23 protein-coding genes and 1 riboswitch are annotated in these 25,616 nt (G+C 62.6%); of the genes, 8 read left to right on the plus strand and 15 right to left on the minus strand.

Features of this window, described 5'->3' with window-relative positions; all coding sequences use genetic code 11:
* Nucleotides 1–115 precede the first annotated feature (115 nt).
* From EP867_RS09375 to EP867_RS09390, 4 genes are all read left to right on the plus strand, one after another.
* Nucleotides 116–871 carry a fumarylacetoacetate hydrolase family protein gene (locus EP867_RS09375; protein WP_128488474.1) on the plus strand — a complete coding sequence of 252 codons (756 nt, stop codon included), beginning with the start codon at nt 116–118 and terminating at the stop codon, nt 869–871.
* Nucleotides 872–1,105: 234 nt separating this feature from the next.
* Nucleotides 1,106–2,065: a Bug family tripartite tricarboxylate transporter substrate binding protein gene (locus EP867_RS09380; RefSeq protein WP_128488476.1), complete on the plus strand. Its 960-nt coding sequence runs from the start codon at nt 1,106–1,108 to the stop codon at nt 2,063–2,065.
* Nucleotides 2,066–2,142: 77 nt separating this feature from the next.
* A complete protein-coding gene (locus EP867_RS09385; protein ID WP_128488478.1) occupies nt 2,143–2,580 on the plus strand; it encodes a tripartite tricarboxylate transporter TctB family protein in 438 nt (145 codons plus the stop codon).
* A 10-nt stretch (nt 2,581–2,590) separates the two neighbouring features.
* Complete coding sequence (locus EP867_RS09390) at nt 2,591–4,087, plus strand: tripartite tricarboxylate transporter permease (protein WP_128488480.1); 1,497 nt, start codon at nt 2,591–2,593, stop codon at nt 4,085–4,087.
* A 33-nt stretch (nt 4,088–4,120) separates the two neighbouring features.
* Here the strand turns inward: EP867_RS09390 and EP867_RS09395 are convergent, their stop codons facing one another.
* Complete coding sequence (locus EP867_RS09395; RefSeq protein ID WP_128488482.1) at nt 4,121–4,915, minus strand: crotonase/enoyl-CoA hydratase family protein; 795 nt, start codon at nt 4,913–4,915, stop codon at nt 4,121–4,123.
* A gap of 15 nt (nt 4,916–4,930) precedes the next feature.
* The gene (locus EP867_RS09400) at nt 4,931–6,706 is read right to left on the minus strand and encodes an acyl-CoA dehydrogenase (RefSeq protein ID WP_128488484.1); all 1,776 of its coding nucleotides are present in this window, start codon (nt 6,704–6,706) and stop codon (nt 4,931–4,933) included.
* A gap of 84 nt (nt 6,707–6,790) precedes the next feature.
* Here EP867_RS09400 and EP867_RS09405 point away from each other — a divergent pair, with 84 nt between their 5' ends.
* Nucleotides 6,791–7,849 carry an AraC family transcriptional regulator gene (locus EP867_RS09405; protein WP_128488487.1) on the plus strand — a complete coding sequence of 353 codons (1,059 nt, stop codon included), beginning with the start codon at nt 6,791–6,793 and terminating at the stop codon, nt 7,847–7,849.
* Here the strand turns inward: EP867_RS09405 and EP867_RS09410 are convergent.
* The 6 genes from EP867_RS09410 to EP867_RS09435 all read right to left on the minus strand — a co-directional run bounded on the left by EP867_RS09410 (nt 7,831) and on the right by EP867_RS09435 (nt 14,716).
* Entirely contained in the window at nt 7,831–9,468 is a 1,638-nt protein-coding gene (locus tag EP867_RS09410; protein ID WP_241656871.1) for a long-chain-fatty-acid--CoA ligase, read from the minus strand. The genes EP867_RS09405 and EP867_RS09410 overlap by 19 nt on opposite strands.
* A gap of 181 nt (nt 9,469–9,649) precedes the next feature.
* On the minus strand, nt 9,650–10,363 hold the full coding sequence (locus EP867_RS09415) for an ABC transporter ATP-binding protein (RefSeq protein WP_128488489.1): 714 nt from the start codon (nt 10,361–10,363) through the stop codon (nt 9,650–9,652).
* Nucleotides 10,360–11,130 carry an ABC transporter ATP-binding protein gene (locus tag EP867_RS09420; protein ID WP_128488491.1) on the minus strand — a complete coding sequence of 257 codons (771 nt, stop codon included), beginning with the start codon at nt 11,128–11,130 and terminating at the stop codon, nt 10,360–10,362. The genes EP867_RS09415 and EP867_RS09420 overlap by 4 nt, the downstream gene beginning before the upstream one ends.
* Nucleotides 11,127–12,245 (minus strand): branched-chain amino acid ABC transporter permease, encoded by a 1,119-nt coding sequence (locus tag EP867_RS09425; protein ID WP_128488493.1) that lies wholly within the window; start codon nt 12,243–12,245, stop codon nt 11,127–11,129. Before EP867_RS09425 ends, EP867_RS09420 begins: the two co-directional genes overlap by 4 nt.
* 1 nt (nt 12,246) lies before the next feature.
* Nucleotides 12,247–13,275 (minus strand): branched-chain amino acid ABC transporter permease, encoded by a 1,029-nt coding sequence (locus EP867_RS09430; RefSeq protein WP_128488495.1) that lies wholly within the window; start codon nt 13,273–13,275, stop codon nt 12,247–12,249.
* A 97-nt stretch (nt 13,276–13,372) separates the two neighbouring features.
* Complete coding sequence (locus EP867_RS09435) at nt 13,373–14,716, minus strand: substrate-binding protein (protein ID WP_241656872.1); 1,344 nt, start codon at nt 14,714–14,716, stop codon at nt 13,373–13,375.
* Nucleotides 14,717–14,897: 181 nt separating this feature from the next.
* Here EP867_RS09435 and EP867_RS09440 point away from each other — a divergent pair, with 181 nt between their 5' ends.
* Entirely contained in the window at nt 14,898–16,436 is a 1,539-nt protein-coding gene (locus tag EP867_RS09440; protein ID WP_128488497.1) for a helix-turn-helix domain-containing protein, read from the plus strand.
* On the opposite strand, the gene EP867_RS09445 is transcribed toward EP867_RS09440, so the two are convergent.
* Genes EP867_RS09445 through EP867_RS09455 form a run of 3 tightly spaced genes read right to left on the minus strand, consistent with a single transcriptional unit; the run spans nt 16,403 to nt 19,804 of the window.
* A complete protein-coding gene (locus EP867_RS09445) occupies nt 16,403–19,159 on the minus strand; it encodes an ATP-binding protein (RefSeq protein WP_322099006.1) in 2,757 nt (918 codons plus the stop codon). The genes EP867_RS09440 and EP867_RS09445 overlap by 34 nt on opposite strands.
* Entirely contained in the window at nt 19,156–19,413 is a 258-nt protein-coding gene (locus EP867_RS09450; protein ID WP_128488499.1) for a hypothetical protein, read from the minus strand. The genes EP867_RS09445 and EP867_RS09450 overlap by 4 nt, the downstream gene beginning before the upstream one ends.
* Nucleotides 19,414–19,417: 4 nt before the next feature.
* Nucleotides 19,418–19,804, minus strand: a complete 387-nt coding sequence (locus EP867_RS09455; protein WP_128488501.1) for a response regulator transcription factor — start codon at nt 19,802–19,804, stop codon at nt 19,418–19,420.
* Between the two features lie 141 nt (nt 19,805–19,945).
* Here EP867_RS09455 and EP867_RS09460 point away from each other — a divergent pair, with 141 nt between their 5' ends.
* Nucleotides 19,946–20,713 (plus strand): aspartate dehydrogenase domain-containing protein, encoded by a 768-nt coding sequence (locus EP867_RS09460; protein WP_128488503.1) that lies wholly within the window; start codon nt 19,946–19,948, stop codon nt 20,711–20,713.
* Between the two features lie 6 nt (nt 20,714–20,719).
* Here EP867_RS09460 and EP867_RS09465 read toward each other — a convergent pair whose 3' ends face one another.
* From EP867_RS09465 to EP867_RS09480, 4 genes are all read right to left on the minus strand, one after another.
* On the minus strand, nt 20,720–21,697 hold the full coding sequence (locus tag EP867_RS09465; RefSeq protein WP_128488505.1) for an ABC transporter substrate-binding protein: 978 nt from the start codon (nt 21,695–21,697) through the stop codon (nt 20,720–20,722).
* On the minus strand, nt 21,694–22,428 hold the full coding sequence (locus EP867_RS09470) for an ABC transporter ATP-binding protein (protein ID WP_128488507.1): 735 nt from the start codon (nt 22,426–22,428) through the stop codon (nt 21,694–21,696). Before EP867_RS09470 ends, EP867_RS09465 begins: the two co-directional genes overlap by 4 nt.
* Complete coding sequence (locus tag EP867_RS09475) at nt 22,421–23,173, minus strand: ABC transporter permease (protein WP_128488509.1); 753 nt, start codon at nt 23,171–23,173, stop codon at nt 22,421–22,423. Before EP867_RS09475 ends, EP867_RS09470 begins: the two co-directional genes overlap by 8 nt.
* Nucleotides 23,174–23,191: 18 nt before the next feature.
* Entirely contained in the window at nt 23,192–23,803 is a 612-nt protein-coding gene (locus EP867_RS09480; protein WP_128488511.1) for a YkoF family thiamine/hydroxymethylpyrimidine-binding protein, read from the minus strand.
* Nucleotides 23,794–23,903: riboswitch (TPP riboswitch) on the minus strand. (Overlaps the previous gene by 10 nt.)
* Nucleotides 23,904–24,380: 477 nt before the next feature.
* Between EP867_RS09480 and EP867_RS09485 the strand changes: the two genes are divergently transcribed.
* Entirely contained in the window at nt 24,381–25,565 is a 1,185-nt protein-coding gene (locus EP867_RS09485; RefSeq protein WP_241656873.1) for an ABC transporter substrate-binding protein, read from the plus strand.
* The last annotated feature ends 51 nt before the right edge of the window (nt 25,566–25,616 follow it).

Raw genomic sequence — 25,616 nt, forward strand, 5'->3', positions numbered from 1 at the left:
CGTAATCTGTGGAGCCCTCTGTCATCAGCACAGCGCATCATGCATCGATCGGTGCTCTTGACCTTGCGGGAAAAGCGGTCCCTTCTGGCGCGGATTTTCGTGGAAGGGGGGCAGGATGAACCGGATTATCCGTTTTGAACATGAGGGCGAAACCCACTGGGGGCTTTGGGAGGATGCGGGGATCCGCAGGCTTCCCGAGGGGCCCTATGGCGCGCTGACGCCGTCGGGGCCGGTGATCGCGCGCGAGGCGGTGCGGCTGCTGGCACCTGTCGTGCCGCGCAAGCTGATCTGTGTGGGGCTGAACTATCGTCTTCACGCCGAGGAAGCCAATATGGCGATCCCGGAAGAGCCGATGATCTTCATGGTCTCGCCCGAAGCCGTGATCGGCCCGGATGAGGCGATCCGCCTCGACAATCCCAATGACCGCATCGATTATGAAGCGGAGATCGCCATCGTGATCGGCAAGCGCTGCCGCAATGTTCCGGCGGCTGAGGCGGCATCGGTCGTGCTGGGCTACAGCTGCGCCAATGATGTCTCAAACCGGGTCATGCAAAAGAAAGACGGCCAGTTCACCCGGGCGAAAAGCTTCGACACCTATAAACCCGTCGGCCCCTGGATTGTGCAGGGGATCAACCCCGATGATGTGGCGATCTCGCTGCGCTGCAATGGTGAGCTTCGTCAGGACAGCACCACGGCGGATATGATTTTCCCGACCGGAAAAGTGGTGGAGTTCATCTCCTCAGTCATGACGCTGGAGCCGGGGGATGTGATCATCACCGGCACCCCCGCCGGGGTCGGCCCGATACGCAGCGGCGATCTGGTTGAGATTACGATTGATGGCATCGGCACGCTCAGCAATCCGGTGATCTGAGCGGGTCCCTGCTCCAGGACCGCCCCTGCCCGGGGGCGGTCTTCGAAGTGCCTGAATTAACGAAATAATTGCAGAACTGTTCTGCGAATTTCATGGTCAATCCGGGCATTTACTCTCTGCGCGACATATTGTCCTCTCCGCTGAGAGGAAACCTCTTTTGCACTGCGAAAGAGGAAACGGCCGGGCGGCAAAGCTGAGGAGGCTTTACCCCGCGTCGCAACGAGAGGAAAGACAATGAAAGCCATTTTGCTGGCGGCCGCTGTGACGGCTGCGTTTTCCGGCGCAGCTTTTGCCGAGTTCCCTGAGCGTCCGATCACCTGGGTGGTTCCCTTTGGTGCGGGTGGTGTGACCGACATCACGTCGCGCCGTCTGGCAGAGCGTCTGCAGGCCGAACTGGGCCAGCCGGTGATTGTCGAAAACAAGCCCGGTGCCGGTGGCATCGTCGGCTCTCAGGAAGCGCGTATCGCTGCGCCGGACGGCTATACCCTTCTGCTGGCCACCTCCGGCCCCTTCGGCATTCAGGCGGCGCTGAGCCCGGAAAAACTGCCCTATGATCCGCTGAGTGACTTTGAGTTCATCCACGGTGTCACCGCCTCGCCGCAGCTGATCGTGGCCAATTACAACGCCCCCTTCAACACCATGGCGGAACTGGTCGCCTATGCCAAGGAGCATCCGGGCGAGCTGAACTTCGGCTCTCCGGGCGTTGGCACTGCCCAGCATCTGGGGGGCGAGCTGTTCAAACGCGCCGCCGGCATTGATCTGGAGCATATCCCCTATACTTCGGGCTCGACCCAGATGGTGGACCTGGCTGCCGGTGTGATCGATCTCTCCTTTGAGTATCAGACCGTCGTCGCGCCCTATGTCGAAGACAGAAAGATGAAAATTCTTGGCGTCACCCTGGGGGAGCGTCTGAAGGCCAGCCCCGATATCGAAAGCGTGACCGAGGCGGGCTATCCCGATGCGGTCAACGTCGGCTGGACCTTCCTGGCGGTTCCGAAGAACACCCCTGAGGCTGTTCGCGCCAAGCTCGAAGACGCCATGGCGAAGGTGATGAATGATCCCGGGATCGTCGCTCAGGTGGAATCCGACGGCCGCAGCGTGGTGAACCTCAAGGGGCATCAGCCGGGTCACGATTATATCTCAGCAGAAATCGCCAAGTTCAAAGCTGCGGCAGACGGCATCGCGCTGAAATAAGAACGCGCTCTGCGCGGACCGCCCCCGCCTTTCCAGGGGGGGGCGGTCTTTTCATCCCCCCGAGCCCGGAGCAGACCATGCGGCGTGACACGGCGGCAGGACTTACATTTCTTGCCTTCTCTCTCTTTTTTCTGATTTTCGGCATGGAGCTTCCGATGGGCACGGCACGACGGGTAGGCCCGGGCGTCCTGCCGGTGGGTGCGGCCGCTTTGCTGCTGGTGCTGTCGGTGGCCATTCTGGTGCAGGATTATCTGCGCCGCTCGGGCCGCCGGATCGGCGGCTTTAACTGGCGCGGGCTGGCTGCGATCACCGCATCGGTGCTGATCTTTGCGCTGGCGGTTCATCCGCTGGGCATGGTGGTGACGGTCATCCTTTCCGTCCTGGTGGCCGGTGCTGCGGAAAAACCTTTCCGCGCCCTTGAGTCGCTGCTGCTGGGGGCGGGGCTCTCCCTCGCTGCGGTGGGGGTTTTTATCTACGGGATCGGGATGCGCATCCCGGTCTGGCCGAATTTCTGAGGGGCCGGATATGGAATTTTTCGACAATGCGCTCCTGGGCCTGACCACGGCGCTGAGCCTGCAGAACCTGGGCTATGCCTTCGTCGGCTGCCTTCTGGGAACGCTGATCGGGGTTCTGCCGGGTCTGGGTCCGCTGGCGACGATCTCGATGCTGCTGCCGCTGACCTATGCGCTTGATCCCACGGCGGCGCTGATCATGCTGGCGGGTATTTATTACGGCGCGCAATACGGCGGCTCCACCACGGCCATTCTTGTGAACCTGCCCGGCGAAAGCTCGGCGGTGGTGACCGCGCTTGACGGCTATCAGATGGCGCGTCAGGGCCGGGCCGGTGTCGCCCTTGCCACGGCCGCGATTTCTTCTTTTATCGCAGGCACTTTTGCCACGATTTTCATCATGGCTCTGGCGCGCCCGCTGGCGCAGGTGGCCTTCAGCTTTGGTCCGGGCGAATATCTGGCGATGATGGTTCTGGGGCTGATCCTCGCGACCGTTTTGTCCAATGCGCGGCTGATCGAAAGCATCGCCATGGTTCTGGTGGGGATCCTGTTGTCGACCGTGGGTCTCGACAGCGTCACGGCGGATGAGCGGTTTACCTTCGGCGTCATGAAACTTTTTGACGGCCTCGATTTCGTGGTCATGGCCATGGCGGTTTTCGGCTTTGCCGAGATCGTGAAAAACCTCGGGGAAGGCGATGAGGGCCCGAAAGGCACGGCGAAAATCTCGCGCCTGATGCCCAACCGCGAAGAGCTGGCGGAGATGACCCCTCCGGCGACCCGCGGCACCATTCTCGGCTCCTTCCTCGGCATCCTGCCGGGCGGCGGTGCGGCGCTGGCCTCTTTTGCCTCTTATGCGATGGAAAAGCGCCTCTCCAAACGCCCCCAAAACTTCGGCAAAGGGGAGATTGCCGGGGTCGCAGGGCCGGAAGCGGCCAATAACGCGGCCTCACAGACCTCCTTTATCCCGCTGCTGACGCTGGGCATTCCCTCCAATGCCGTCATGGCGCTGATGGTGGGGGCGATGATGATCCACGACATCACCCCCGGCCCGAAGGTGATGGAGAGCAATCCCGCGCTGATCTGGGGCCTGATCGCCTCGATGTGGATTGGCAACGTGATCCTGGTGATCCTGAACCTGCCGCTGGTGGGCGTCTGGGTGAAACTCCTGAGCGTGCCCTACCGCCTGCTCTATCCGGCCATTGTGATCCTGTGCTGCATCGGGGCCTGGTCGCTGAAAAACGACAGCTATGAGGTGATGATGTGCGCAGTGATGCTGGTTGCGGGCTATCTGATCGTGCAGATCGGCCTGCCGCCTGCGCCGCTGCTGATGGGCTTTATTCTGGGGCCGATGATGGAAGAGAACCTGCGCCGCGTGCTGCAGCTGTCGCGCGGGGATGTGATGGCGGTCTTTTCCTCACCGATCTCAATCAGTTTCTACCTTCTGGCCGCCGGGGCGATTGTGGCGATGGCCCTGCCCTCTCTGCGCGACAGCCGCGACGTTCTGGAAGAGTGATAAAAAAGGCCCCGGGAAACCGGGGCCTTTCTCTCAGCTTTCCAGCGTGACCTTATGGGCGCGCTTATGGACAAAGTCACCCAGACGGGCCTGCACATCCTCACCGCTTTGCACCATGGCCATGATCAGCCCTTCGGTATAAAGCCCGTCCGTCGCTGACATATCGGCAATCTTGTGGATGCCGGTGACGATGGCATAATTCGACAAAGGCGCATTGCCCGCGATCTTGCGGGCAAGCTCCATCCCCAGTTCAGCGGCGGGTTTATCGCCCTTTGCCTCGTCGCAGATGTAGTGGCAAAGGCCCATGGCCTTGCCCTCATGGACATCCACCACCCGGCCGGTCAGCATCATCTCAACCATGCGCCCCGGCGTGATGATGCGGGCGGTGCGCACCGTGGCCCCCCCGCCGGTGAAAATCCCCCGGGTGCCTTCCGGCAGCGCGAAATAGGTGGAGGCATCGGCGACGCGCACATGGGCGGCTGAGGCCAGTTCCAGACCGCCGCCGACCACCGCGCCCTGCATCACCGCCACCACCGGCACGCCCGAATGCTGAATACGGTCAAAGGCGCGGTGCCAGCCCTGGCAGACCCGCATGAACTCGACGCCGGAACGCGCCTTGTCATGATGCTCGCGCAGATCGAGGCCAGCGCAGAAGTGGTCGCCTTCCGCCTTCATCAGCACGACACGGATATGCGGGGGGATTTTGCTGAACCAGGCCTCAATTTCATTGACCGAGGCCTCATCAATCGCATTGCGCTTTTCGGGCCGCGAGAGGGTCACCACGGCCACGGGGCCGTCTTCGGTCACGCTGAGATAGGGTTTGTGCATAGGCCAGGTCCTTTGTCAGTAAGTCTCGGGCGGAAGCGCGAGGAGGCTTGCCGCGCCGTAGAGAATGCGGTCGCGCTGCAGCGCCGCTTCGGGAAGAAGATGGGCGGCGTAGAACTGCGCCACGGCAATGCGGCTTTGCAGGAAAGCGCTGTCGCCCCCGGCGCTCAGCGCAGCCTCTGCCGCCAGAAGCCCGCGGCCAAGCTGCCAGCCCGCCACCAGATTGCCCGCCAGCATCAAAAGCGGGACCGAGCCTGCCCAGGCGACATTCGGGTCACTTCCGGCCTTTTCAAGGCTGAAGCCAAGGGCATCTTCAAAGGCTTTGCGCGCCGCGCCGAGGCTGACGGCGTAATCGCGCGCCGCGCGCCCCCCCGCAGCGAGGTCGGCTTCCGTGGCTGCGATCCTTGCGATCAGGGCACGCGCGGTGCGCCCGCTGTCCCGCAGGATCTTGCGGCCCAGAAAATCATTCGCCTGGATGGCGGTGGTGCCTTCATAGATCGGCAGAATGCGGGCGTCGCGCAGATGCTGTGCTGCACCGGTTTCTTCAATGAACCCCATGCCGCCATGGATCTGGATACCATCTGAGGCGACCTGCACGGCATTTTCCGTGCAAAACCCCTTCACCAGCGGCACCAGCAGCTCATAAAGCGCGGCGGTCTCCGCACCCTCGCCGTGATGGGCCAGATCATTGAGCGCTGCGGCATAATAGGCCAGCGCCCGGCCACCTTCCGTCAGCGCCCGCATTTTCATCAGAAGGCGGCGGATGTCGGGGTGATGGATGATCGCCGCACTCTCGCGGGCTGAGCCGTCAACAGGGCGGCTCTGGATCCGCTCTCTCGCATAGGAGGTAGCCTGCTGCAGGGCACGCTCTGAGATCGCCACACCCTGCATGCCCACGGCAAAGCGGGCCGCGTTCATCATCACGAACATATACTCAAGCCCGCGGTTTTCTTCGCCGATCAGAAAGCCGGTGGCGCCGCCCTGATCGCCGAACTGAAGCACGGCGGTCGGGCTCGCTTTGATGCCGAGCTTATGCTCGATCGAGGTGCAGTGAACGTCATTGCGCGTGCCGGGGTTCCCTTGCGCATCGGGCAGGAACTTCGGCACCAGAAAGAGCGAGATCCCCCGCACACCGGCCGGGGCATCCGGCGTCCGCGCCAGCACCAGATGGCAGATGTTTTCCGCCAGATCATGCTCACCATAGGTGATGAAAATCTTGGTCCCGAACAGGCGGTAGCTGCCATCTTCGGACCGTTCCGCGCGGGTGCGCAGAAGTGCAAGGTCAGATCCCGCCTGGGGCTCGGTGAGGTTCATGGTGCCGGTCCAGGTCCCGGCGATGAGTTTGGGCAGATAAAGCGCCTTCATCTCATCGGAGCCTGCGGTCAGCAGGGCTTCAATCGCGCCGTCCGTCAGCAGTGGGCAAAGCGCGAAGCTGAGGTTAGCGGCGTTCAGCATCTCCGCCGCCGCGGCCCCGATCACCTTCGGCAGCGCCTGGCCGCCGAATTCCTCCGGGTGCGACAGCCCCGGCCAGCCCCCATCCACATAGGCCTTCCAAGCCTCTTTGAAGCCCGCGCTGGTCGTGACCTCTCCGGCCTCCCAGGTGGAGGGTGCCCGGTCGGCGGGCGCGTTCAGCGGCGCGATCACTTCTTCGCAAAGCCGCCCCGTTTCGGTCAGAACCGCGCGGGCGGTCTCAGGGTCAGCGGCCTCAAGGCCCGGGCGCTGCGACAGCGCGGTGATCCCGGCAATATGCTCAAGGGTGAAGAGGACCTCTTCCAGAGGGGCTTTGTAGCTCATGCGCAGGCTCCATGGTTCCGGTGGAAAGGCTAGCGGTGATCCCCGCCGGATGATATGGCAGGAGGGGACAGGGATTTTGCAAATATGGCCAACATTGAGGAAAGATCCGACCCCGTCCTGCGGGTTGTGGCGGCAGACTCCGCATATCTCGCCACGCTCTCGGCGGATTTCATCGCCGAATGGCTCGCTGCGCTGCAGCGGCTTTTGTCGGCTGCGGAGTTGAACGCGGTCCTGCGCGAAGCCGCGATTTCAGGCCGTGAGGCCCGGGTCAGCCATGACCAGGTCGTGCGGCTTTACCGCGCCGTGGTGGCGCGCAGCGGCGATGAAATGATGGGGCTCTGGTCGCGGCCCGTGCGGCGGGGGGCATTGAAGTACCTCTGCACCGTGGTGCTGGAGGCGCAGACGCTGGGCGGCGCGCTGCACCGCTTTGCTCAGTTCTGGAACCTGCTTCTTGATGATGTGCAACTCTCGCAGCCGCGGCCCGGAGTTCTGCGGATGACGCCGCTCAGCGCGGGCCTGAACCGTTTTGCGCAGATGCTGCTTTTGAAGCTCAGCCACGGCATTTTATCCTGGCTTGCGGGACAGGAACTGCCTCTGCGCGACGTCCGCCTGCCCTTTGATCGCCCGGGCTTTGCGGCAGATTACGCGGTGATCTTTCCGGCCCCCGTGCACTTCGCAGCGGATTTTGCGGAACTGCAGTTCGCGCCCGGCGTCGCCGCCCTGCCCGTCACCCGTGTGCATCACGATCTGAGCGGCTTTCTGGCCCGCGCCCCGCGGGACTGGATTTTCACCCGCCATGTCGCCCATGCACTGCATCTGCGCCTGCGGGCGGTGCTGCATGAACGCCTGGCCGACGACCCCGGTCTGGGAGAGGCGGCGCGTCATCTGGGACTTTCGGCCCGCACCCTCTCGCGCCACCTGGCAGGAGAGGGGCAAAGTTTTCAGGCGATCAAAGATGATCTGCGCCGCGATATCGCGCTGCGCGATCTTGGCGGCAGTCTGAAGCCCATTGAGACCATCGCCTGGGAGCTGGGGTTCAGCTCCCTCGCGGTCTTTTCACGGGCCTTCCGCGCCTGGACCGGAGAGACTCCGGCGGCCTGTCGCCGCCGGATGCAGGGCCGCGCTCAGCCGGTGGTGAAATAGCCTGCAAGATCTTTGCGCAGGTCTTTTTTCGAGATTTTCCCCGTGGCCGTCATCGGAATGGCGGCAACAAAGGCCACATCTTCGGGCACCTGCCATTTTGCCATGCGGGCGGCAACGGCTTCGCGCACGGCGTCCGCCGTCACCTCAGCCCCCTCTTTTCTGACGACCACCAGCAGCGGGCGCTCATCCCATTTCGGATGGGGAACGGCAATGGCGGCCGCCATGGCCACGCCCGGACAGGCAAGCGCTGCATTTTCCAGATCAATCGAGGAAATCCACTCGCCCCCCGATTTAATCAGGTCTTTGGTGCGGTCGACGATGGTCAGATCGCCCTCAGGCGAGATCCGCGCCACATCGCCGGTGCGGAACCAGCCGTCGTTGTCAAAGGCTTGGGCCGAATGCTGCGGGGCGTTGAAATAGCCCGAGATCACGCCGGGCCCCCGCACCAGCAGTTCGCCCGTCGCCTCATCATCACGCGGCAGGCTGCGGCCCTCTTCATCGACGATCTTCAGGTCGATCCCGAAAATGCGCTTACCCTGGGGCGTGGCATTCTTCACCCGCTCTGTCCGGTCATGGCCGGCCCTCGGGCGGGTGGTGGTGCCGATAGGGCTCATCTCGGTCATGCCCCAGCCATGGATGGTGCGCAGCCCGAAGTCTTCGAGCATCTCAATCATCGCAGGCGCCACGGCTGAGCCGCCGATCAGCAGCATTTCAAGGGCTTTTGGCTTGCGGCCCTGCTTTTGCATCTCGGCAATCAATCCCTGCCAGATCGTCGGCACCCCCCAGGCGGCAGTGGTGGCGGTGCCCTCCATCAGCTGAAAGAGCGAGGCGCCGTCAAGCTTCGGCCCCGGAAAGATCAGATCGGTACCGGTCAGCGGGGCCGAATAGGGCAGCCCCCAGGCATTGACGTGAAAGAGCGGCACCACCGGCAGCACGCGCGCACCCTCTCCATAGCTTTGCGGCACCGCCAGAACAGAGCCGAAGGCATGCATCAGCGTCGAGCGGTGCGAGTAAAGCGCGCCTTTCGGATCGCCCGTCGTCCCGGAGGTATAGCAAAGCGCCGAGGCCGCATCTTCGGGAAGTTCCGGCCAGTCAAAGGTGTCAGAGCCACCCTCCAGCAGGCTTTCATAGGCCAGACAGTCCGGCCCTGCGCCTTCAGGCCGATGCGCCTCATCCGAGAGAAAGACCTGACGGATGCCTTTGGGCATTTTGTCGGAAAGCGCCCTGACCAGCGGCGCGAAGGTCAGATCGAAGAAGATCGCTTTGTCTTCGGCATGGTTCATGATCCAGGCGATCTGCTCGGGGAAGAGCCGCGGGTTGATCGTATGGCAGACCGCACCGATCCCGGCGATGGCGTAGTAAAGCTCAAAATGCCGGTAGCCGTTCCAGGCCAGCGTCGCCACCCGGTCGCCGGGGCCGATGCCGAGCGCGCGCAGCCCATGCGCCAGACGCGCAATCCGGACCCAGGCTTCGGCATAGCTGTAGTCATGCAGCCCGCCTTCGACCGTGGCTGAGATGATCCGCCGCTCGCCATAGACATCGGCCGCGTAATCCATCACCGCCGGAATTGAGAGCGGGCGATTCATCATCTGCCCCATAATCACCGACCCTGCCGTCATTGCTGCCTCCCTCGTCTGACACAGCGCCATCGGAGCCAGTCGGGCGGCATTTCGCAAGAATAACCTCACGGCACATCTGCGGCGCGGTCAGAAAAGAGAAAGATCCGGCGAAAGCAGTGCTTCGCCGGATCTTACCTCAGAGGCGGTGGGAAGGGGACCGCTGCCGCTGAGGATTGCGGTCTCAGATGGCCAGATAGCGGTTTCTGAGTTCGGCATCGGCCAGAAGTTCGGCGGCCGAGCCTTCAAAGGCAAGTTCTCCGGTATCAAGGATCACGGCGCGGTCGGCCATTTTCAGCGCGGCCACGGCGTTCTGCTCGACGATGATCGTGGTGATGCCGGATTTCTTGATGTCTTGGACGATGTGTTCGATCTCTTCGACGATCACCGGGGCCAGCCCCTCATAGGGCTCATCCAGCAGCAGAAGTTTCACCTCCCGCGCCAGGGCCCGGGCCACGGCCAGCATCTGCTGCTCGCCCCCGGAAAGGGTTACCCCCTCCTGCTGGCGACGCTCTGCCAGACGCGGAAAATGGCTGTAGATCTGCTCAAGCGACCAGCCTTTGTTCGGCGCGACCTGGCTCAGGATCAGGTTTTCCTCGACCGTCATGCCCGGAATGATCCGGCGGTCTTCGGGCACCAGCTGGATGCCCGCCTGGCTTGCCTGCCAGGATTTCATCGCATGAACCGGCTGACCTTCGAGCCAGATTTCGCCCCGCGTCATGCCCGGATTATCGGCGCGCGCAATGGTGCGCAGGGTGGAGGTTTTGCCCGCCCCGTTGCGGCCCAGAAGGGCAAGAACCTCGCCCTTATTTACCTTCATCGAGACGCCCTGAACGATGTAGCTTTCGCCGTAATAGGCATGCACGTCGCGCAGTTCAAAAAAGACGTCACTGCTCATTCGCTGTGCCCCCCGAGATAGGCTTTCTTCACATCCGGATTGACCCGGATGTCCTCGGGCAGCCCCTGGGCGATGATCCGCCCCTGGGCCAGCACCGAGATTTTATCGGCCAGCGAGAACACCACATGCATGTCATGCTCAATGATGACCTTGGTCATGCCGCGGCTTTTGATCTTCTTCAGAAGATCAATCGTGGTGTTGGTGTCATGGCGCGACATCCCCGCCGTCGGCTCATCGAGCAGCAGCAGGCGCGGGTGCTGGATCAGACACATGCAAAGTTCCAGCCGCCGCTTGTCCCCGCGTGAGAGCGCCCCTGCGTGATCGTGACGCCGCTCCCACATGCCGAAGTCCTGCAAAAGATGCTCTGCCTCAGCCCGGATTTCATCTTCGCGCGAGGTGGTGCGGAACATCGACAGCTTGAAAGCCCCGTCGCGGCGCGCAAAGGCGGGCGCCATGACGTTGTGCAGCACCGAGAGATCCGCGAAAATCTCGGGCGTCTGAAACACGCGGGAAATGCCGAGCTGGTTGATCTCATGGGGCGCCTTACCGGTCAGCACGGTGCCGTCAAAGATCACCGCACCTGAGGTCGGCGGGATGCGCCCGATGATGACATTCAGCAGCGTCGATTTGCCCGCGCCGTTCGGCCCGATGATGGCATGGGTTTTGCCCTCTTCGATCTGCAGATCGATGTCAGACAATGCCCGAAGACCGCCGAAGTTTTTGAACACATCCGCCGCGTGAAGGACGATATTGGGAGTGGTGCTCATTTCTTATCCCCCCCTTTGCGGCCAAAGCGCGCCATGAGTTTCTGCCACCCTTCCACCAGGCCACCCGGCAGGAAGACCACGATGAAGACAAAGAGCAGACCCAGCGTCAGGTGCCAGCCCTCGCCCACAAATTTTGAGGCCACGGTGACGATGACGTTCTGCAGACCATCGGGCAGGAAATCGAAGGTCTGATTGAGGATGTTTTTGTTGATGGCCGAGAAGATGTTTTCAAAATACTCGATCACCCAGGCCCCGATCACCGGCCCGATCAGCGTGCCGACACCGCCCAGAATGGTCATCAGAACGATATTCCCGGATTCCGTCCAGCGCATCCGCTCCGCCCCGGCGATGGGGTCGGTGACGGCCAGAAGCCCCCCGGCCAGCCCCGCGAACATGCCTGAGATTACAAAGGCGGCCAGCGTGTAGGGCTTGGTGTTAAAGCCCGTGTAGATCATCCGGGTCTGGTTCGATTTGATCCCGCGCAGAGCCAGGCCAAAGGGCGAGGCAAAGATCTTCTGCGCGATAAAGAACGCAAGGATCAGCAGCACGGCACAGAGATAGAAGCCGGTATAGCCGCTCATCGGAACGCCGAGCAGCGTCGGTGAGGGCAGCCCTTCGGCCCCGACATGGGCCGCACCAAAGGCGCTGTCGATAATGCGCGGGTCATTGCGGGTCAGAAGCAGGCCGGTTTCGCCATTGGTGATGGGGGTCAGCACCGAATAGGCGAGGCTGTAGCTCATCTGCGCAAAAGCCAGCGTCAGGATCGAGAAGTAGATCCCCGTCCGGCGCAGCGAGAAAAAGCCGATGACCAGGGCAAAGAGACCCGAAAGGATCACCGCAAAGATCATGGCCGGCAGGATGTCCATGGTCAGCAGTTTGAAAGACCAGACGGCCGTATAACTGCCCACCCCAAGGAAGGCGGCGTGACCGAAGGAGAGATATCCGGTCAGGCCAAAGAGGATGTTGAAGCCGATGGCAAAGATCGCATAGATCGCGAATTTCTGCATCAGGCCCGGGTAAGCCGCGCCCAGCGGCGTCAGCCAGATCGGCATCAGCAGCACCACGGCCGCGAAAGCCAACAGTTTCAGCCGGTCAGTTCTGGAGAGGTAAAACATCTCAGCTCTCCATCACACCGCGCCGGCCCATCAGACCACGGGGGCGCACAAGAAGAATGACAACGGCGACAAGATAGATGATGACCTGGTCAATGCCGGGGATCAGGGATTTCACTTCCGTCATCGAAGCGAAACTCTGCAGGATGCCGAGAAGGAAACCCGCCAGCACCGCACCGGGCAGAGAGCCCATGCCGCCCACAACCACCACGACGAAGCTTAAGACCAGAAAATCCATGCCGATCTGATAGTTTGGCGGCAGCAGCGGCGTATACATCGCGCCTGCAACACCCGCCACCACGGCGGCCAGACCAAAGACCACGGTGAAGCGCTTGTCGATGTCGATGCCCAGGAAGCCCACCGTCTCACGGTCAGCCATACCGGCGCGGACCACCATCCCGAAGGTCGTGAAGCGCAGGAAGGCAAAGACGCCCGCAATCACCGCCAGCGCGAAGAACAGATAGATCATCCGCCACCAGGGATAGGTGAGCGCACCCGGCTCCATCCCGATCCAGCGGCCGATATCCGCGGCCGAGCGCAGCGCGTTCGGGATCGGCTGCGGCCAGGGGTTGGGGCCAAAGCCTGCTTTCACGATCTCACCGATCACGATGGCCAGACCAAAGGTCACCAGGATCTGCTCGGCATGGGTGCGTTTGTAGAAATGCCGGATCAGCCCGCGCTCCATGCCGATGCCGATGGCCAGCATGACGGGAATGGTCATCAGGATCGACAGCGGCACCGAGTAATCGACGATCACCGTGCCCCAGCTGCCCAGCCAGTCCTGCACGATCGGGGTGCGGATCTCCAGCGGCTGGCCCCAGGGGGACAGTTTTGTCGGATCAGTGGTGACGGTTTCGATGGTTATGAGAGCGCGGAAGGCGACCGCACAAAAGCAGCCCAGCATAAACAGGGCGCCATGTGCAAAGTTCACCACGCCCAAAGTGCCGAAAACCAGCGTCAGACCAAGAGCGATCAGGGCATAGGCCCCGCCCTTGTCGAGCCCGTTCAGCAATTGCGCAAGAAAGGCGTTCATTCTCCCCCCCCGGACGGGTTTCAAGACCCGGTTCTTGTGGAATGGCATTCAGATCCGGGCCGGGGCTCCTCTCCCCGGCCCGGCTGTGGGGCTCAGATCAGCACTGGTTCGGCTCGTAGGGGCCAAGCTCACCGCCGAAGATCGACGGGTCATAGGTGACCTCGTCGCGGGTGGCCTTGCCGATCACATTCAGCACGTCGAATTTGCTGGTGGGATTGTCATTGCCCTGCACCACCAGAACGTCTTTGAAGCACTGGTGATCGCTGTCACGATAAAGGGTCGGGCCGATGCCAACTCCGTCAAACTCGTGACCTTCGAGCGCTTTGATGACTTCCGGCGGATAGAAGGTGCCGGCACGCTCCACCGCATCGGCGTAAAGGATGGCCTGAACATAGCCGGTGTGTGCGGCCTGTGAGGGCGGAACGCCGTAAGCCTCACCATAGGCTTTGGTGAAGGCCTGAGTGCCCGCATCTTCCAGCGCCCAGTGCCAGTTCGAGGTGCCGATGATGCCTTTCACCGCCTCGCCCGCGCCCACAGCCATCAGTTCCGAGAACATCGGAACGACGATCTGGAAGTCTTTGCCATTGGCCTGACGGTCGCGCAGACCGAACTGCACGGCCTGGGGAAGCGAGTTCACCATGTCGTGGCCATAGTGGTTCAGGATCAGCACGTCCGCGCCCGAGTTCAGAACCGGGGTCAGATACTGCGAGTAATCCCCAAGACCCAGCGGCGTACGCACGGTGGCCACGGTTTCCCAGCCAAGCGCTTCAGTCGCGGCTTTGATCGATTCCTCCTGGGTCCAGCCCCAGGTGTAATCGGCGGTCAGGTGGTAGGCGCGGCGGTCTTTGCCGTAGGCATTGGCCAGATGCGGCGCGATGGCCACGCCCGACTGATAGGCATTGAAGAAATGGCGGAAGCCATAGCGGCGCTTGTCTTTGCCGGTGGTGTCATTCGAATGGGTCAGGCCCGCCATATAGATGACGCCCTTCTCCTGGCAGAGCGACTGCACCGCAATCGCCTCACCCGAGGTCACCGAGCCGGTCACCATGACCGCGCCGTCACGCTCGATCATGCGGCGTGCGCCGTCGCGGGCGGCGTCGGTGTTGGTCTGGGTGTCGCCCGAGACAAACTCGACCTTTTTGCCCAGCACGCCATTGCCCTTCAGCGACAACGGCTTGAGGGTCTCCAGCATACCGCCGCCCTCGTTGATATGCTTGACCGCAAGTTCATAGGCTTTCAGCTGCTCAAGCCCCTCTTCGGCGTAAGATCCGGTCTGCGGCACGTTGAAGCCGAAGATGATCTTGCCGGTCTTCTCGGGGCTGTTGCAGAACTCATTGGCCCATGCGCCGCGCGTAAAGAACATCGGCGAGGCCATCGTCGCCGCCGCCCCCGCACCCATGGTGCGCAAAAGCCCGCGCCGGTTCATCAGAAGTCTCGTCACGTCTCTTCCTCCCTGGTTGAAACAGAGTCCTCACTCCGCCCCACAGGAGAGGCCAGCCGGGAAAGCTTCTCAATAAGAAACTGAGATTGAAGGATTTTTTTGTAAAGACTTTTGAAAATTGCATTCTATTCTGTAAAGAATTTACAAAACTTTACCACTCCTCTCAGTAAGGCAAAGCCCTGTGCGCGCACCCGTTGGTCCGAAAATCCGCCGTCGCCGCAAGGAGATGGGTCTGTCGCAGGCCGGTCTGGCGGCTGCGGCAGGTATCTCGGCGAGCTACCTTAATCTGATTGAGGCCGATCGGCGGGAAGTGGGGGGCGCGCTTCTCAACCGGATCGCGGCGGGTCTGGGGCTGCTGCCCGAAGACCTTTCGGGCGCGCGTGAGCAGAAACTGGTGCAGCGCCTTGAAGAGGTGATGGGGGATCCGCTGCTGGCCGGGCTCAGCCCGCCGGCCGGGGATCTGCGCGATCTGGTGGCACGCTATCCCGAACTCGCTCAGGCGCTGCTGCGGCTGCACCGCGCCCAGGCGGAGGCCGGGGCAGAGCTGGATTATCTTTCAGACCGCTTTTCCTCAGACCCGGTTCTCGCGGCGATGCTGCATGAGGCGCTGAACCGCATGACCGGGCTGCGGTCGGGGGCGGAAATTCTGGCCGAGGTCCCGGATCTGAGCGAGGCCGAGCGGGCACGCTTTTCCGGTTCCATCATGCAGGAGGCTCGGGGGCTCAGCCAGACCATGCGCGGCCTTGCGGGCTATTTCGAGCAGTCCCGCCTGCGCCGCTCAAGCCTGTCCCCCGTCCGCGAGGTGGAGGATGCCTTTATCGCGGCCAACAACTATTTCCCCGAACTTGAAGCGGCGGCAGAGCAGATCCGGGCTGATCTGGAGGGCCGGACCGATGAAGCGCATCTCGCAGAGGTCCTGGAGCGGCGTCACGGATTGCGCTGCCGCCGCACCGGCGATGCCGGAGCGCAGCGGGTGCGGCGCGAGGGGGGGACGCTTTGGCTTCGAAGCTCGGATCCCCAGGCGACGCGGCGATTTCAACTGGCCCGCCAGATCGTCTCTCTCGCCCAGGGTGAGGTGCTGGACCGGATCGGGGCCGGGCTCGGGACCGGCACGGAAGAGGCCGGTCGTCTCGCGCGTTCGGCGCTCGCCTCTTATGTGGCCGGGGCCATGGTCATGCCCTATGACGCCTATCTCGACGCGGCAGAGCGGCACCGCTACGACATCGATCTTCTGTCGCACAGCTTCGGGGCCAGCTTTGAGCAGGCGGCCCACCGCCTTGTCACCCTGCGCCGTCCGGGCGCTGAAGGGGTGCCCTTCGGCTTTTTGCGGGCTGATCCTTCGGGACGGCTGACCAAGCGCTTTCCGGTGCATGGACTGTCCTGGCCGGGGGGCGGTCACGGCTGCCCGATCTGGCCGGTTTATCTGGCCCCGGCGGCTCCCGATGTGGTGCGCCAGGTGGCGGAATTTCCCAATGGCCACCGGTATCTGCTGATCGCCAAGGCGGTGCCGAAGCGGATTGCAAGCTGGCGTGATCCGCCGCTCACCTTCTCAATCATGCTGGCCTGCGATCTGTTGCAGGCGGACCGAACGGTCTATGGCAGCGATCTGAAAATCTCAGATGCGACCCCGGCGGTGCCGGTCGGTCCCTCCTGCGCGCTTTGCCCGCGCGCCGCCTGCAGCCACCGTCAGGAAGCCGCCACACTCAGCGCAGCTTCCTGAGGCTCTGGCTCAGGCGCGAGCGGAAGGGTGATGCGGAAACAGGCCCCCGAGAGCGGCCCGTCCACCAGATCAATCTGCCCGCCGAGCTTTTGCAAAATCGTGCTGGAGATGCTCAGCCCCAGGCCAAGGCCAGGCAGAGAGCCGCCCGCCGTCCCCGGAGCCGCGGTCAGGCGCAGAAACTTCTCAAAGACGGCCTCGCGAAATTCGGGCGCGATGCCGCTGCCATTGTCGGAAATCTCAACCACCCAGGAGTCGCCCTTCGTCTCTGCCGTGACCAGAACCACCGGGTCCGGGGCGCGGTTATGCGAGATGGCATTGGCGATGATATTGATGAAAACCTGCGCCAGGCGGTCCGGATCACCCGGCACCATGACCTGCGGGCCTTTTGCGGCCCGGTGGATATGAATGTTGCGCGGCCGCGCCAGGGCTTCGCAGACATCACAGGCCCGCGCAAGCGCCGCGCCACCGTCGATGGGCCGGTTCAGCCAGTCGCGCTCACCATGCTCAAGCGCGCTCAGATCAAGGATCTCATCCAGAAGCCGGGTCAGGCGCAGGCTTTCCTGGTGGATCAACTCAACAAAACGTTCGCGCTGCCCCTCCGGCAGATCAGTTTCCCGCATCAGGATCTCAGAGATTGAGCGGATCGAGGTCATTGGCGTGCGCACCTCATGGCTGACCTGGCTGAGAAAGTCATCTTTCTGCCGGTGCAGGGTATGAAGCTTTGCGTTGGCCTCCTGAAGTTTGCGTGCCGTCAGATGCAGCTCTGCAGATTTGCGCTCCAGCTCATTTGAATGAGAGATGACCTGAAGGGTTTCACCGGCGATCTGGATCGCCTCTTCCAGCGAGAGCCCGTCGCCCTCGACGATTTTGGACAGCAGAATATGGGCTGAAGCCGCGCCGATCAGACCGGCCATTTCCCGCTCAAGCCGGCTGACGAAGGCCGGGGGGACGGCATCTGCGGCCCGCGCCCCTGCCCTGGCAATTCCGGCCTGGGAAAACATGGCCTGGGCGCGGCTCCACCCAAGGACCCTTTCGGCGAGAAAGAAGAGATCTTCTGCGGCGACCCTTGCGCGGACGACGGCAGTTCCGGTCGCGGGGGCGGCAAAACAATCCGCGAAGGCTTCGGCCTGATCCTGCTCGGTGGCACTTTGGCGGGTGACCAGCGAGACCAGCATCAAAAGGCCCGTATTGACCAGAAGGCTCCAGAAAATCGCATGCACCAGCGGGTCAACCCCGCTCATACCGAAAAGCGCCTCAGGCCGCAGAAGCCCGATCCCCCATGGCCCCTGCGCCACCCAATCCGCGATCCTCGGATGCGATCCCGCAAAGCTCGGCATAAACAGCGTCCAGGCCCAGAGCGCAAATCCCGCGGCCATCCCCCAAAGCGCCCCGGCCATGGTGGCGCGGCGCCAGTAAAGCGCCGCGAGCAGCGCAGGCAGGAACTGCACCACCCCCGCAAATGAGATCAGCCCGATGGTCGCAAGCGCCCCGCTTTCGCCGGTCAGCCAGAAATAGATGAAGCCCGAAAAGAGGATCAGTGCGATCGAGACCCGCCGGCTCATCAGCAAAAGCCGCGCAAAGCCCCGTGTTCCTGCCTCGCTGAGATCATCGGTCAGCCGCAGCGCCAGGGGCAGCACGATGTGGTTTGAGACCATGATCGACAGCGCAATCGACGCCACGATGATCATGGAAGTGGCCGACGAAAAGCCGCCGATAAAGGCCAGAAGGGCCAGCCCGTCCTGTCCCGCGGCCAGCGGAAGGGTCAGCACGAACATATCCGGGTTCGCCCCCGCAGGCAGGGTCGCCAGCCCCTGATAGGCAATCGGCAGCGTGAAGAGGCTGATGATCAGCATATAAAGCGGAAAGGCCCAGGCGGCGGTGCGCAGATGGTCCTCGTGGCTGTTTTCAACCACCGTGATCTGAAACTGACGCGGCAGGCAGATCACGGCAGCGGCGGACAAAAAGAGCACCGTGATCCAGCGGTTCCCGAAGGGCGCGGTCTCATGCACCTCATAGCCCGCCGCCGTGGCGCGGGCAAAGATGTCAGAGGGGCCCTCGCTTACGCCGCTTATCACCCAAAGACCCACCGCCACCAGGGCCAGAAGTTTGATGACAGCCTCAAAGGCGATGGCGGCGACCACGCCGGGATGCTGCTCGCGGGCGTCGACATTGCGGGTGCCGAAAAGGATGGTGAAGACCGCCATCCCCGCCGCGACGATCAGCGCAAGGGTGGCATCATCAAGCGCTGAGAGCCGCGTCGGCCCCGCCGTCTGCTGGGTAATCACCTGAAGCGAGGCGGTGATCGCTTTGAGTTGCAGCGCGATATAGGGCGTGATCGTGACCGTGGCCATCACCGTAACCAGAACTGCGATGCGGCTCGATTTGCCATAGCGCGACGACAGAAAATCCGCGATTGAGGTGATCCTCTGACCATGGCCGATGCGCAGAAGCTTGCGCAGCACGAACCACCAGCCCACGAAGACCAGCGTTGGCCCCATATAAATCGCCATAAATTCCAGACCATTGCGGGCCGCAGTTCCCACCGCGCCGTAAAAGGTCCAGCTGGTGCAATAGACCGAGATCGACAGCGTATAAACGAGGGGTGAACGCAGGAAGGCACCCCGCCCCTGACGCGCCCAGACGTCAGACCCCCAGGCCAGCAGAAACAAAAGCCCCACATAGCTGACGGAGGCCAGGACGACGAAATCGGCCGAAAGCATCATTCCCGATCACGCTCCGCCTCTCGCGGGGCATCCCGTCCGGGCCGCACGCGATGCGAAAAGACCGCCGCTCCGACGATTAAAAGCGCCCAGACGGTGAAGAGATAGATCACTTCCAGCGGGATCTCCCACAAAAGGACCCGCCGCGTAAAAAGGTTCATGAGCGGCGGCAGCAGCATCAGCAGCCCAAGGCCTGGCAGCACCAGCGCCAGATCGCGCCGGCGCGCCTCCTCCCGCTGCTCTGTGCGCCGCGACACGGGGTCAGTGCCCGCCCGCCGCCGCAGTGCCTTCAAGCAGGCGCTGCACCTCGCGGATCAGTTCATCATTGGCGAAGGGCTTGGAGATAAAGCCATCCGCCCCCAGATCCAGCGCCAGTTGCCGGTCCGCCTTTTGCCCCCGTGCGGTCAGGATCAGCACGGGAAGCCCTGCGTAATCGCTGTCGCCCCGAAGGGCGCGCAGCACATCCAGCCCGCTGCGCCCCGGCAGCATAATGTCAAGAATGACCAGCCCTGCGCGTTTGCGGCGCAAAGCGGGCAAAACGGCATCGCCGTCCGCCACCGTCTCACACCGCCATCCCGCCCGGCCCAGAAGAAAGCGCAGCGTCTCGGAAATGGCAGGTTCGTCTTCTGCAATCAAAACGTCGAACATTCGGGCTGCTCCCCCACAGTCAAATGCTCTTTCCGTTAACAAGTCTAAGGATCAATGCGCGTCTGGCAAGAAAATTAGCCCGGCATACTCGCGAAGTGCATCAACCCTCGCTAGAACAGAGGGCAATCGGAGGGATGAGAGATGCAAAAGCGCAAAGTGGGACTGTTCGGAGTGGGCACGATTGGTCGTGCGGTGCTGGCGGAGCTGCAGAAACACGAGACGGTCGAGGTGGTTTTCGTGGTGAATCGCGATCCCGCAAAGGTCGCGGATCTGGGGCTTGCGCCTGGCATCGCCACGGCAGATCCCGAAGAGGCGCTGTCGCGCGGGGCGGATCTGGTGATTGAGACATCGGTCGCCCAGGTCGTCGCCGACTACGCGCCGCGCGTTCTGGAAACGGCGGATTTCTGCGCCTTTTCCGGCACTGCGCTCTCGGATCCGGCGCTTGAGGCGCAGATCCGGGAAGTGACGGCGCGGTCGGGTCGGCGTTTCTATCTGCCCCATGGCGCGGTTCTGGGCCTTGATGGTCTGTCAGATGCCGGGCCGATCCTCAAAAGCGTGACCATCACCACCCGCAAAAGCGGCAAAAGTCTTGGCCTCGCGCCGGAGACCGAGGGGGTTGTGTTCGAAGGCCCGGCCCGTGAGGCCTGCCGGAAATTCCCGCGCAACGTCAATGTGCATGCCGCCGTGGCCATGGCAGGCGTGGGGATGGACCGCACCCTCAGCCGGATCCTCGCAGTGCCCGGTCAGGGCGTGAATGAGCACCGCATTGAGGTTGAGGGCAAGGGGCTTTCCTGGGTGATTGAAGCCTCATCCCCCTCGCTCGGCGGGGTTACCGGGGCCTATACGCCGCGCTCTGCCGCAGGCTCAATCGCGCGGATCCTTGGCGGCGGCGGCCTTCAGATCGTCTGACCCCGCTCAGTCACGCCAGGACTGATCGTACCAGCCCGAGAGGTCTCCGGGCCAGACCAGAGCCTGCCCGCTCTGGTCTTTCAACACGCCGCTGTCGTAGAGAAATCTGGCCATCCCTTCGAAACGATCGGCACGGATAAGGCCGATCCCACCGCTCTCATCGCGCAGCCAGCCGCCATCGATGATGGCCTGCATTGAGGCGTGAACAAGCTCGGGGCGCGCGAAATCGCCTGCTTTCAACAGCAGATCCGCGGCCTCTTCCGGGTGATCGGCCGCCCAGTCATAGCCCGCTTTCGTTGCCTCCATAAAGGCTTTCACAATCTCCGGCCGCTCGCGCAGAACGCCCGCGCGGGTCGCGATATAGCCGTTGTGCTGGTCGGGCACACCATAGTCCTGATAGCGAAAACTGCCCTGGCGGCGGCCCAGCAGCCTGCCGTTGACCCCTTCCCAGGTCGCAACTTCCAACGTGAAATCCACAGCCCCTGAGGCAAGCGCCTCATAGGCACCGGTCCCGAGCGTGACAGTCTCCCACTCAGGCTGGCCGCCGTCATGGCGGATCATCGTGCCGATCAGCGCCGCCTCCCAGGCGCTGCCGAACCCGGCATAGGTCCGGCCCGACAGATCTGCGGGCCGCTTAATCTCAGTATTATCAAGATTGTAGACCAGCCGCCCGGTTTCATGCTGCATGGTGGCCCAGAGAGCTGTGAGATCCGCGCCTCCCGCCTTCGCGCTCAGGAAGGCCAGGGCGGACAGATAACCGAAATCGGCGGCCCCGGCGGCAACCAGAGCGGCGGAACTGGTGTCGGAAAAGGGCAGCACTTCGACAGTCAGGCCCGCTTCCTCGTAAAGACCCCGATCGCGGGCCGCGATAATCCCGACGTGATTGGTGTTCAGCGTCCAGTCGAGAGCAACGGTGACCGGGGTCTGGGCCGCCAGGCCAAAGGGACAGGCGATGAAAGCGGCAGTCAAAAGGGGGCGGATCATGGCAGGCGCTCCTCCAGAAGCAGAGATTTCAGATGCTCCCGCAGCGGGGCCATGGCGGCTTCGCTGCGCGCGCTATGGGGCAGATCAACAGGCAGGGTGACGAGGCGGGATCGCATCATGACGCAGATCCGATCGGCAAGGGCCGCGGCCTCCTGCAGGTCATGGGTGACCAGCAGAACGCCGCGCGGATGGGCCGCCAGCCGATCGAGCAGCCAGGACTGCATGCGCAGGCGGGTAACGGCATCCAGGGCAGAAAAGGGTTCATCGAGAAGGACATAGCGGCTGTCCTGCACCATGGTGCGCAAAAAGGCCGCCCGCTGGCGCATGCCACCCGACAGCGCCTCCGGGAAGGCGCCTTCGGAGCCCTGAAGCCCGAAAGGCGCAAAAAGCGGCAGCACCCGCGCCCTGGCCTCAGCTGCCGAAAGACCGCCCACCCGCAGGCCAAGGGCCGCATTCTCAGCAATCGTCAGCCAGGGAAACAGCGCGTCGCTTTGCGGCTGATAGGCCAGCGCAGGCAACGGCGCGGCACAGTCTCTTCCGTCGAGACGCAAAACCCCCCGGGCGCGCAGACCTTTGGGCAAAATCCCCGCAAGCCACTTTAAGACAGAGGTTTTTCCGCAACCCGAAGGTCCGAGCAGCGCGGTGATCCCCTGGCCCGGGACCTGGAGCGAAAGATCCTGAACAAGGCTGCGCCCCTGGGCGGTGATGGTCAGATCCCGAATTTCAAGCATGACCGCGCCCCCCCCGACCAGGGCGGGTCAAAACCTCAATCCCCCTGAGCACCGCCAGCAGGGTCAGGGTCAGCAGAGCGGAGACCACCACACCGGCCAGAACCAGATCCGCACGAAAGCTGTTCTTGGCCGACAAAATCCAGATGCCGATGCCCTGGCGCGCCCCGGCATATTCGGCGAAAATCGTCGCCACAATAGCATAGGTGGCGGAGATGCGCAGACCGGCGAAGAAGGCCGGCCGTGCCGAGGGCCAGGTGGCGCGACGAAAGATCTCAAAACCGCCCGCCCCCATGCTTTGCAAAAGTTCCGTGAAGGCTGCCGGGGTCTGGCGATAGCCCGACAGCAGGCTCAGCAGCACCGGGAGAAAGGTCACCAGAATGACCAGCAGGATTTTCGGCAAAAGCCCGAAGCCAAACCAGAGGATCATCAGCGGCGCCAGTGCCACAAGCGGGATCGTCTGGCTGGCCACAAAGACCGGCAGAACCGCACGCTCTGCCCGGGGGCAGGCATGCAGGAGCATTGAGGTGAGGACGGCAAAGCTCACCGAGAGGGCAAACCCGGGCAGGGCCACAAGAACAGTGGCAAGGGCGTGTACGCCAATGGCGTCGCGGTGGATGTAAAGCGCATGCAGCACTGCCAGAGGTCCTGGCAGAACAAGCTCTGACACTCCGCTCAGGCGGCAATAGCCCTCCCAAACTGCGAACAGCAGCAAAAACAGCGCCAGCGGCGACAGCATCCGGGACATAGCAAACCCTTCCTCGCGTCAGCGCGCAGAGGGGCTGTTTGCCGAAGCGGTCAGATCGATGGTCACATGGCCCTGCGCCGGTCCGAAGCGCAAAAAGGCCTGGCGGAGCGTTTCAAACACCGGCCCCGCATCGCCGCGCAGACGGGTGCAGAAATTCTTTGACCGCAGGAAGGTGCCGCTGTCTCTCAGAAAGGCGATGCAGCCATAGATCTCATCCATATGCCCGCCGCTGCCCATGACATAGAGCGAGAACTGCACGTCAATCTCAACACCGCTGAGCGGGGCGGCGGTAACCGCCTCGAGCGCGAGCCTCTGGCGCTCTGCCAGCGACTGACTTTGCGCCACCGCAAGGATATCACAGCGACAGGAAGGATCATCCGGCTCCCCCGGACAGCCGCGCGACAGGGTGACATGCATGGCAACATGATCCGGCCCCTTTGCCACCCTGGCAAAAAGATCCCGGATCGCGTCAAACAGCGGGCCCGGGGCGCCGACCATCAGGGTGGAGATATCGTCGGTCTCAATCCGCAGATCATTGCGGTAGGGATCAAGAGCCGACAGACCGGACAGGATAACCCCGACGAAATCGGTGGTCATCGGATAAAGCGACACCTGCGCGCCAATGAACATAAGTCCCTCGCTCCGCCGGCATTACCCGGATCAGCTGTGAAGGGTTCGCGCGGATCTGCGCATCTCAGCCCCCTGTACGGAAGCACCCCTGGTTACAGGGGCAACATCACGCCCTGATCTGCGGCTGTCAAGTCCCTCTCTGAGAGGCCTCTGTCTGCACGGTGGGGGTGCAGGATCAGGGGCGGCGCTTCGTGCGCAGGGCATGGTTCTCAGCAGCGTCGGGTGACGGGATTGGCGCGAAACGCCGCAAAATTTTTTCCCGGCTGTCGCAATCTGCCCCCTGAGACGCCCCGGCAGTGCCAGCGCCGCGCCCGGAACGGACCCCGTCGCAGCGCTGCACATAAAATCGACTGCCCCCTCAAGAGACCCGCCATTTCAGAGGCTTGCAGGGCAAACCATAAGGTCGCTTTCCGCCCTTAATTCCTTGAAGGGGCGGGCTGTGATCCCTCCCGGGGCATGCGCGATCAAAATGACTTTACGGAATCAAAAATCTATCCGTATAGTTACGACTATAAGAACTGATAAGCGAATACGCATCCAACGGGGAACCATCATGATCGGAAGAAGAAAACTACTTTTGAGCACTGCTGGCGCCGGGCTTTTCCTTGCCAGCCCCGGACTGCTTCGCCATGCCTCTGCGGCGGGTGATGTTCTCAAAGTCGGCATTCCGGTGCCGATCTCGGGCGGGAATGCCGCCAACGGCAAATATGCCTCAATGGGTGCGATCATCGCCGCCGAAGAGGCCACCGCGAAATATGGCCGTGAGGTGAAAACCTTCGACCTCGACACCGAAGGCAAGCCCGCGACGGCCGTGCGCAAGGTCCAGGATGCGATCCAGCAGGAGGGCATTCAGCTTTTTGCAGGCGGGATCCTGTCGTCGGAATCGCTTGCCATGGGCAAAGAGGCCGACAAGGGCGGCGCGAACTTCATCACCACCGCCGGGGCCGATGAGATCACCGGAACCGAGTGTAATGCCGCGACCTTCCGCTGGTCGGTGCCGACCTTCGGCGCGATCAACCAGTCGATCCGGCCGATCATCGACGCGCTGCCCAATGCGAAGCGCTGGTATACCGTCACCCCGCAATATGTCTTTGGCGAAGGCCTGTTGCAGGCCACCAAAGATGTGCTGGAAGAAAAGGGCCTTGAGCTGGTGGGCAACTCCTATCACTCGCTCACTGAGAAGGAATTCTCGGGCTATCTGACCAATGCCATCGCGGCCAAACCTGATGTTCTGCTGATCCTGAACTTCGGGGCGCAATGCGCCGATACGCTGCGTCAGGCGGTCTCTTTCGGTCTGAAAGAGCGCATGACCATCGTCGTCGCCTGGGCCTCGGGGCTGGAGCAGTTTGAGGCGCTTGGTGCCGATCTTTGCGAAGGCATCTACTTTGGTGCGCAATACTGGCACACCATCGACAGCCCGACCAATGCTGAGCTGGTGAAGCTGACGCGCGCCAAATATAATGAGAACCCGAACTATTCGCTCGCGGGGTCTTATATCTGCACCAAGCTGATGATCGACGCCGCCATGAAGGCCGGCAGCACCGATCAGAAGGCCGTTCAGGCCGCGCTGAAAGGCATGACCTACGCGGGCCTCACCGGCGAAGAGATGGTGCGTCCTGAGGACAATCAGGTCATCAAAAACTACTACCTGCTGAAGGCAAAGGCGAAATCCGCCATGGCCGATAAGGACGATTTTGCCGAAGTGATTTCTTCGGGACAGTCCTTCCTTGAGGTGGCGAATACCGGCTGCAAGCTGAGCTGACGCCCCTGAAAGCCGCAGGGCTCCTCCCCTGCGGCTGTTCCTTACGGGAGA

It is taken from the genome of Falsigemmobacter intermedius (assembly GCF_004054105.1).
GTDB lineage: Bacteria > Pseudomonadota > Alphaproteobacteria > Rhodobacterales > Rhodobacteraceae > Wagnerdoeblera > Wagnerdoeblera intermedia.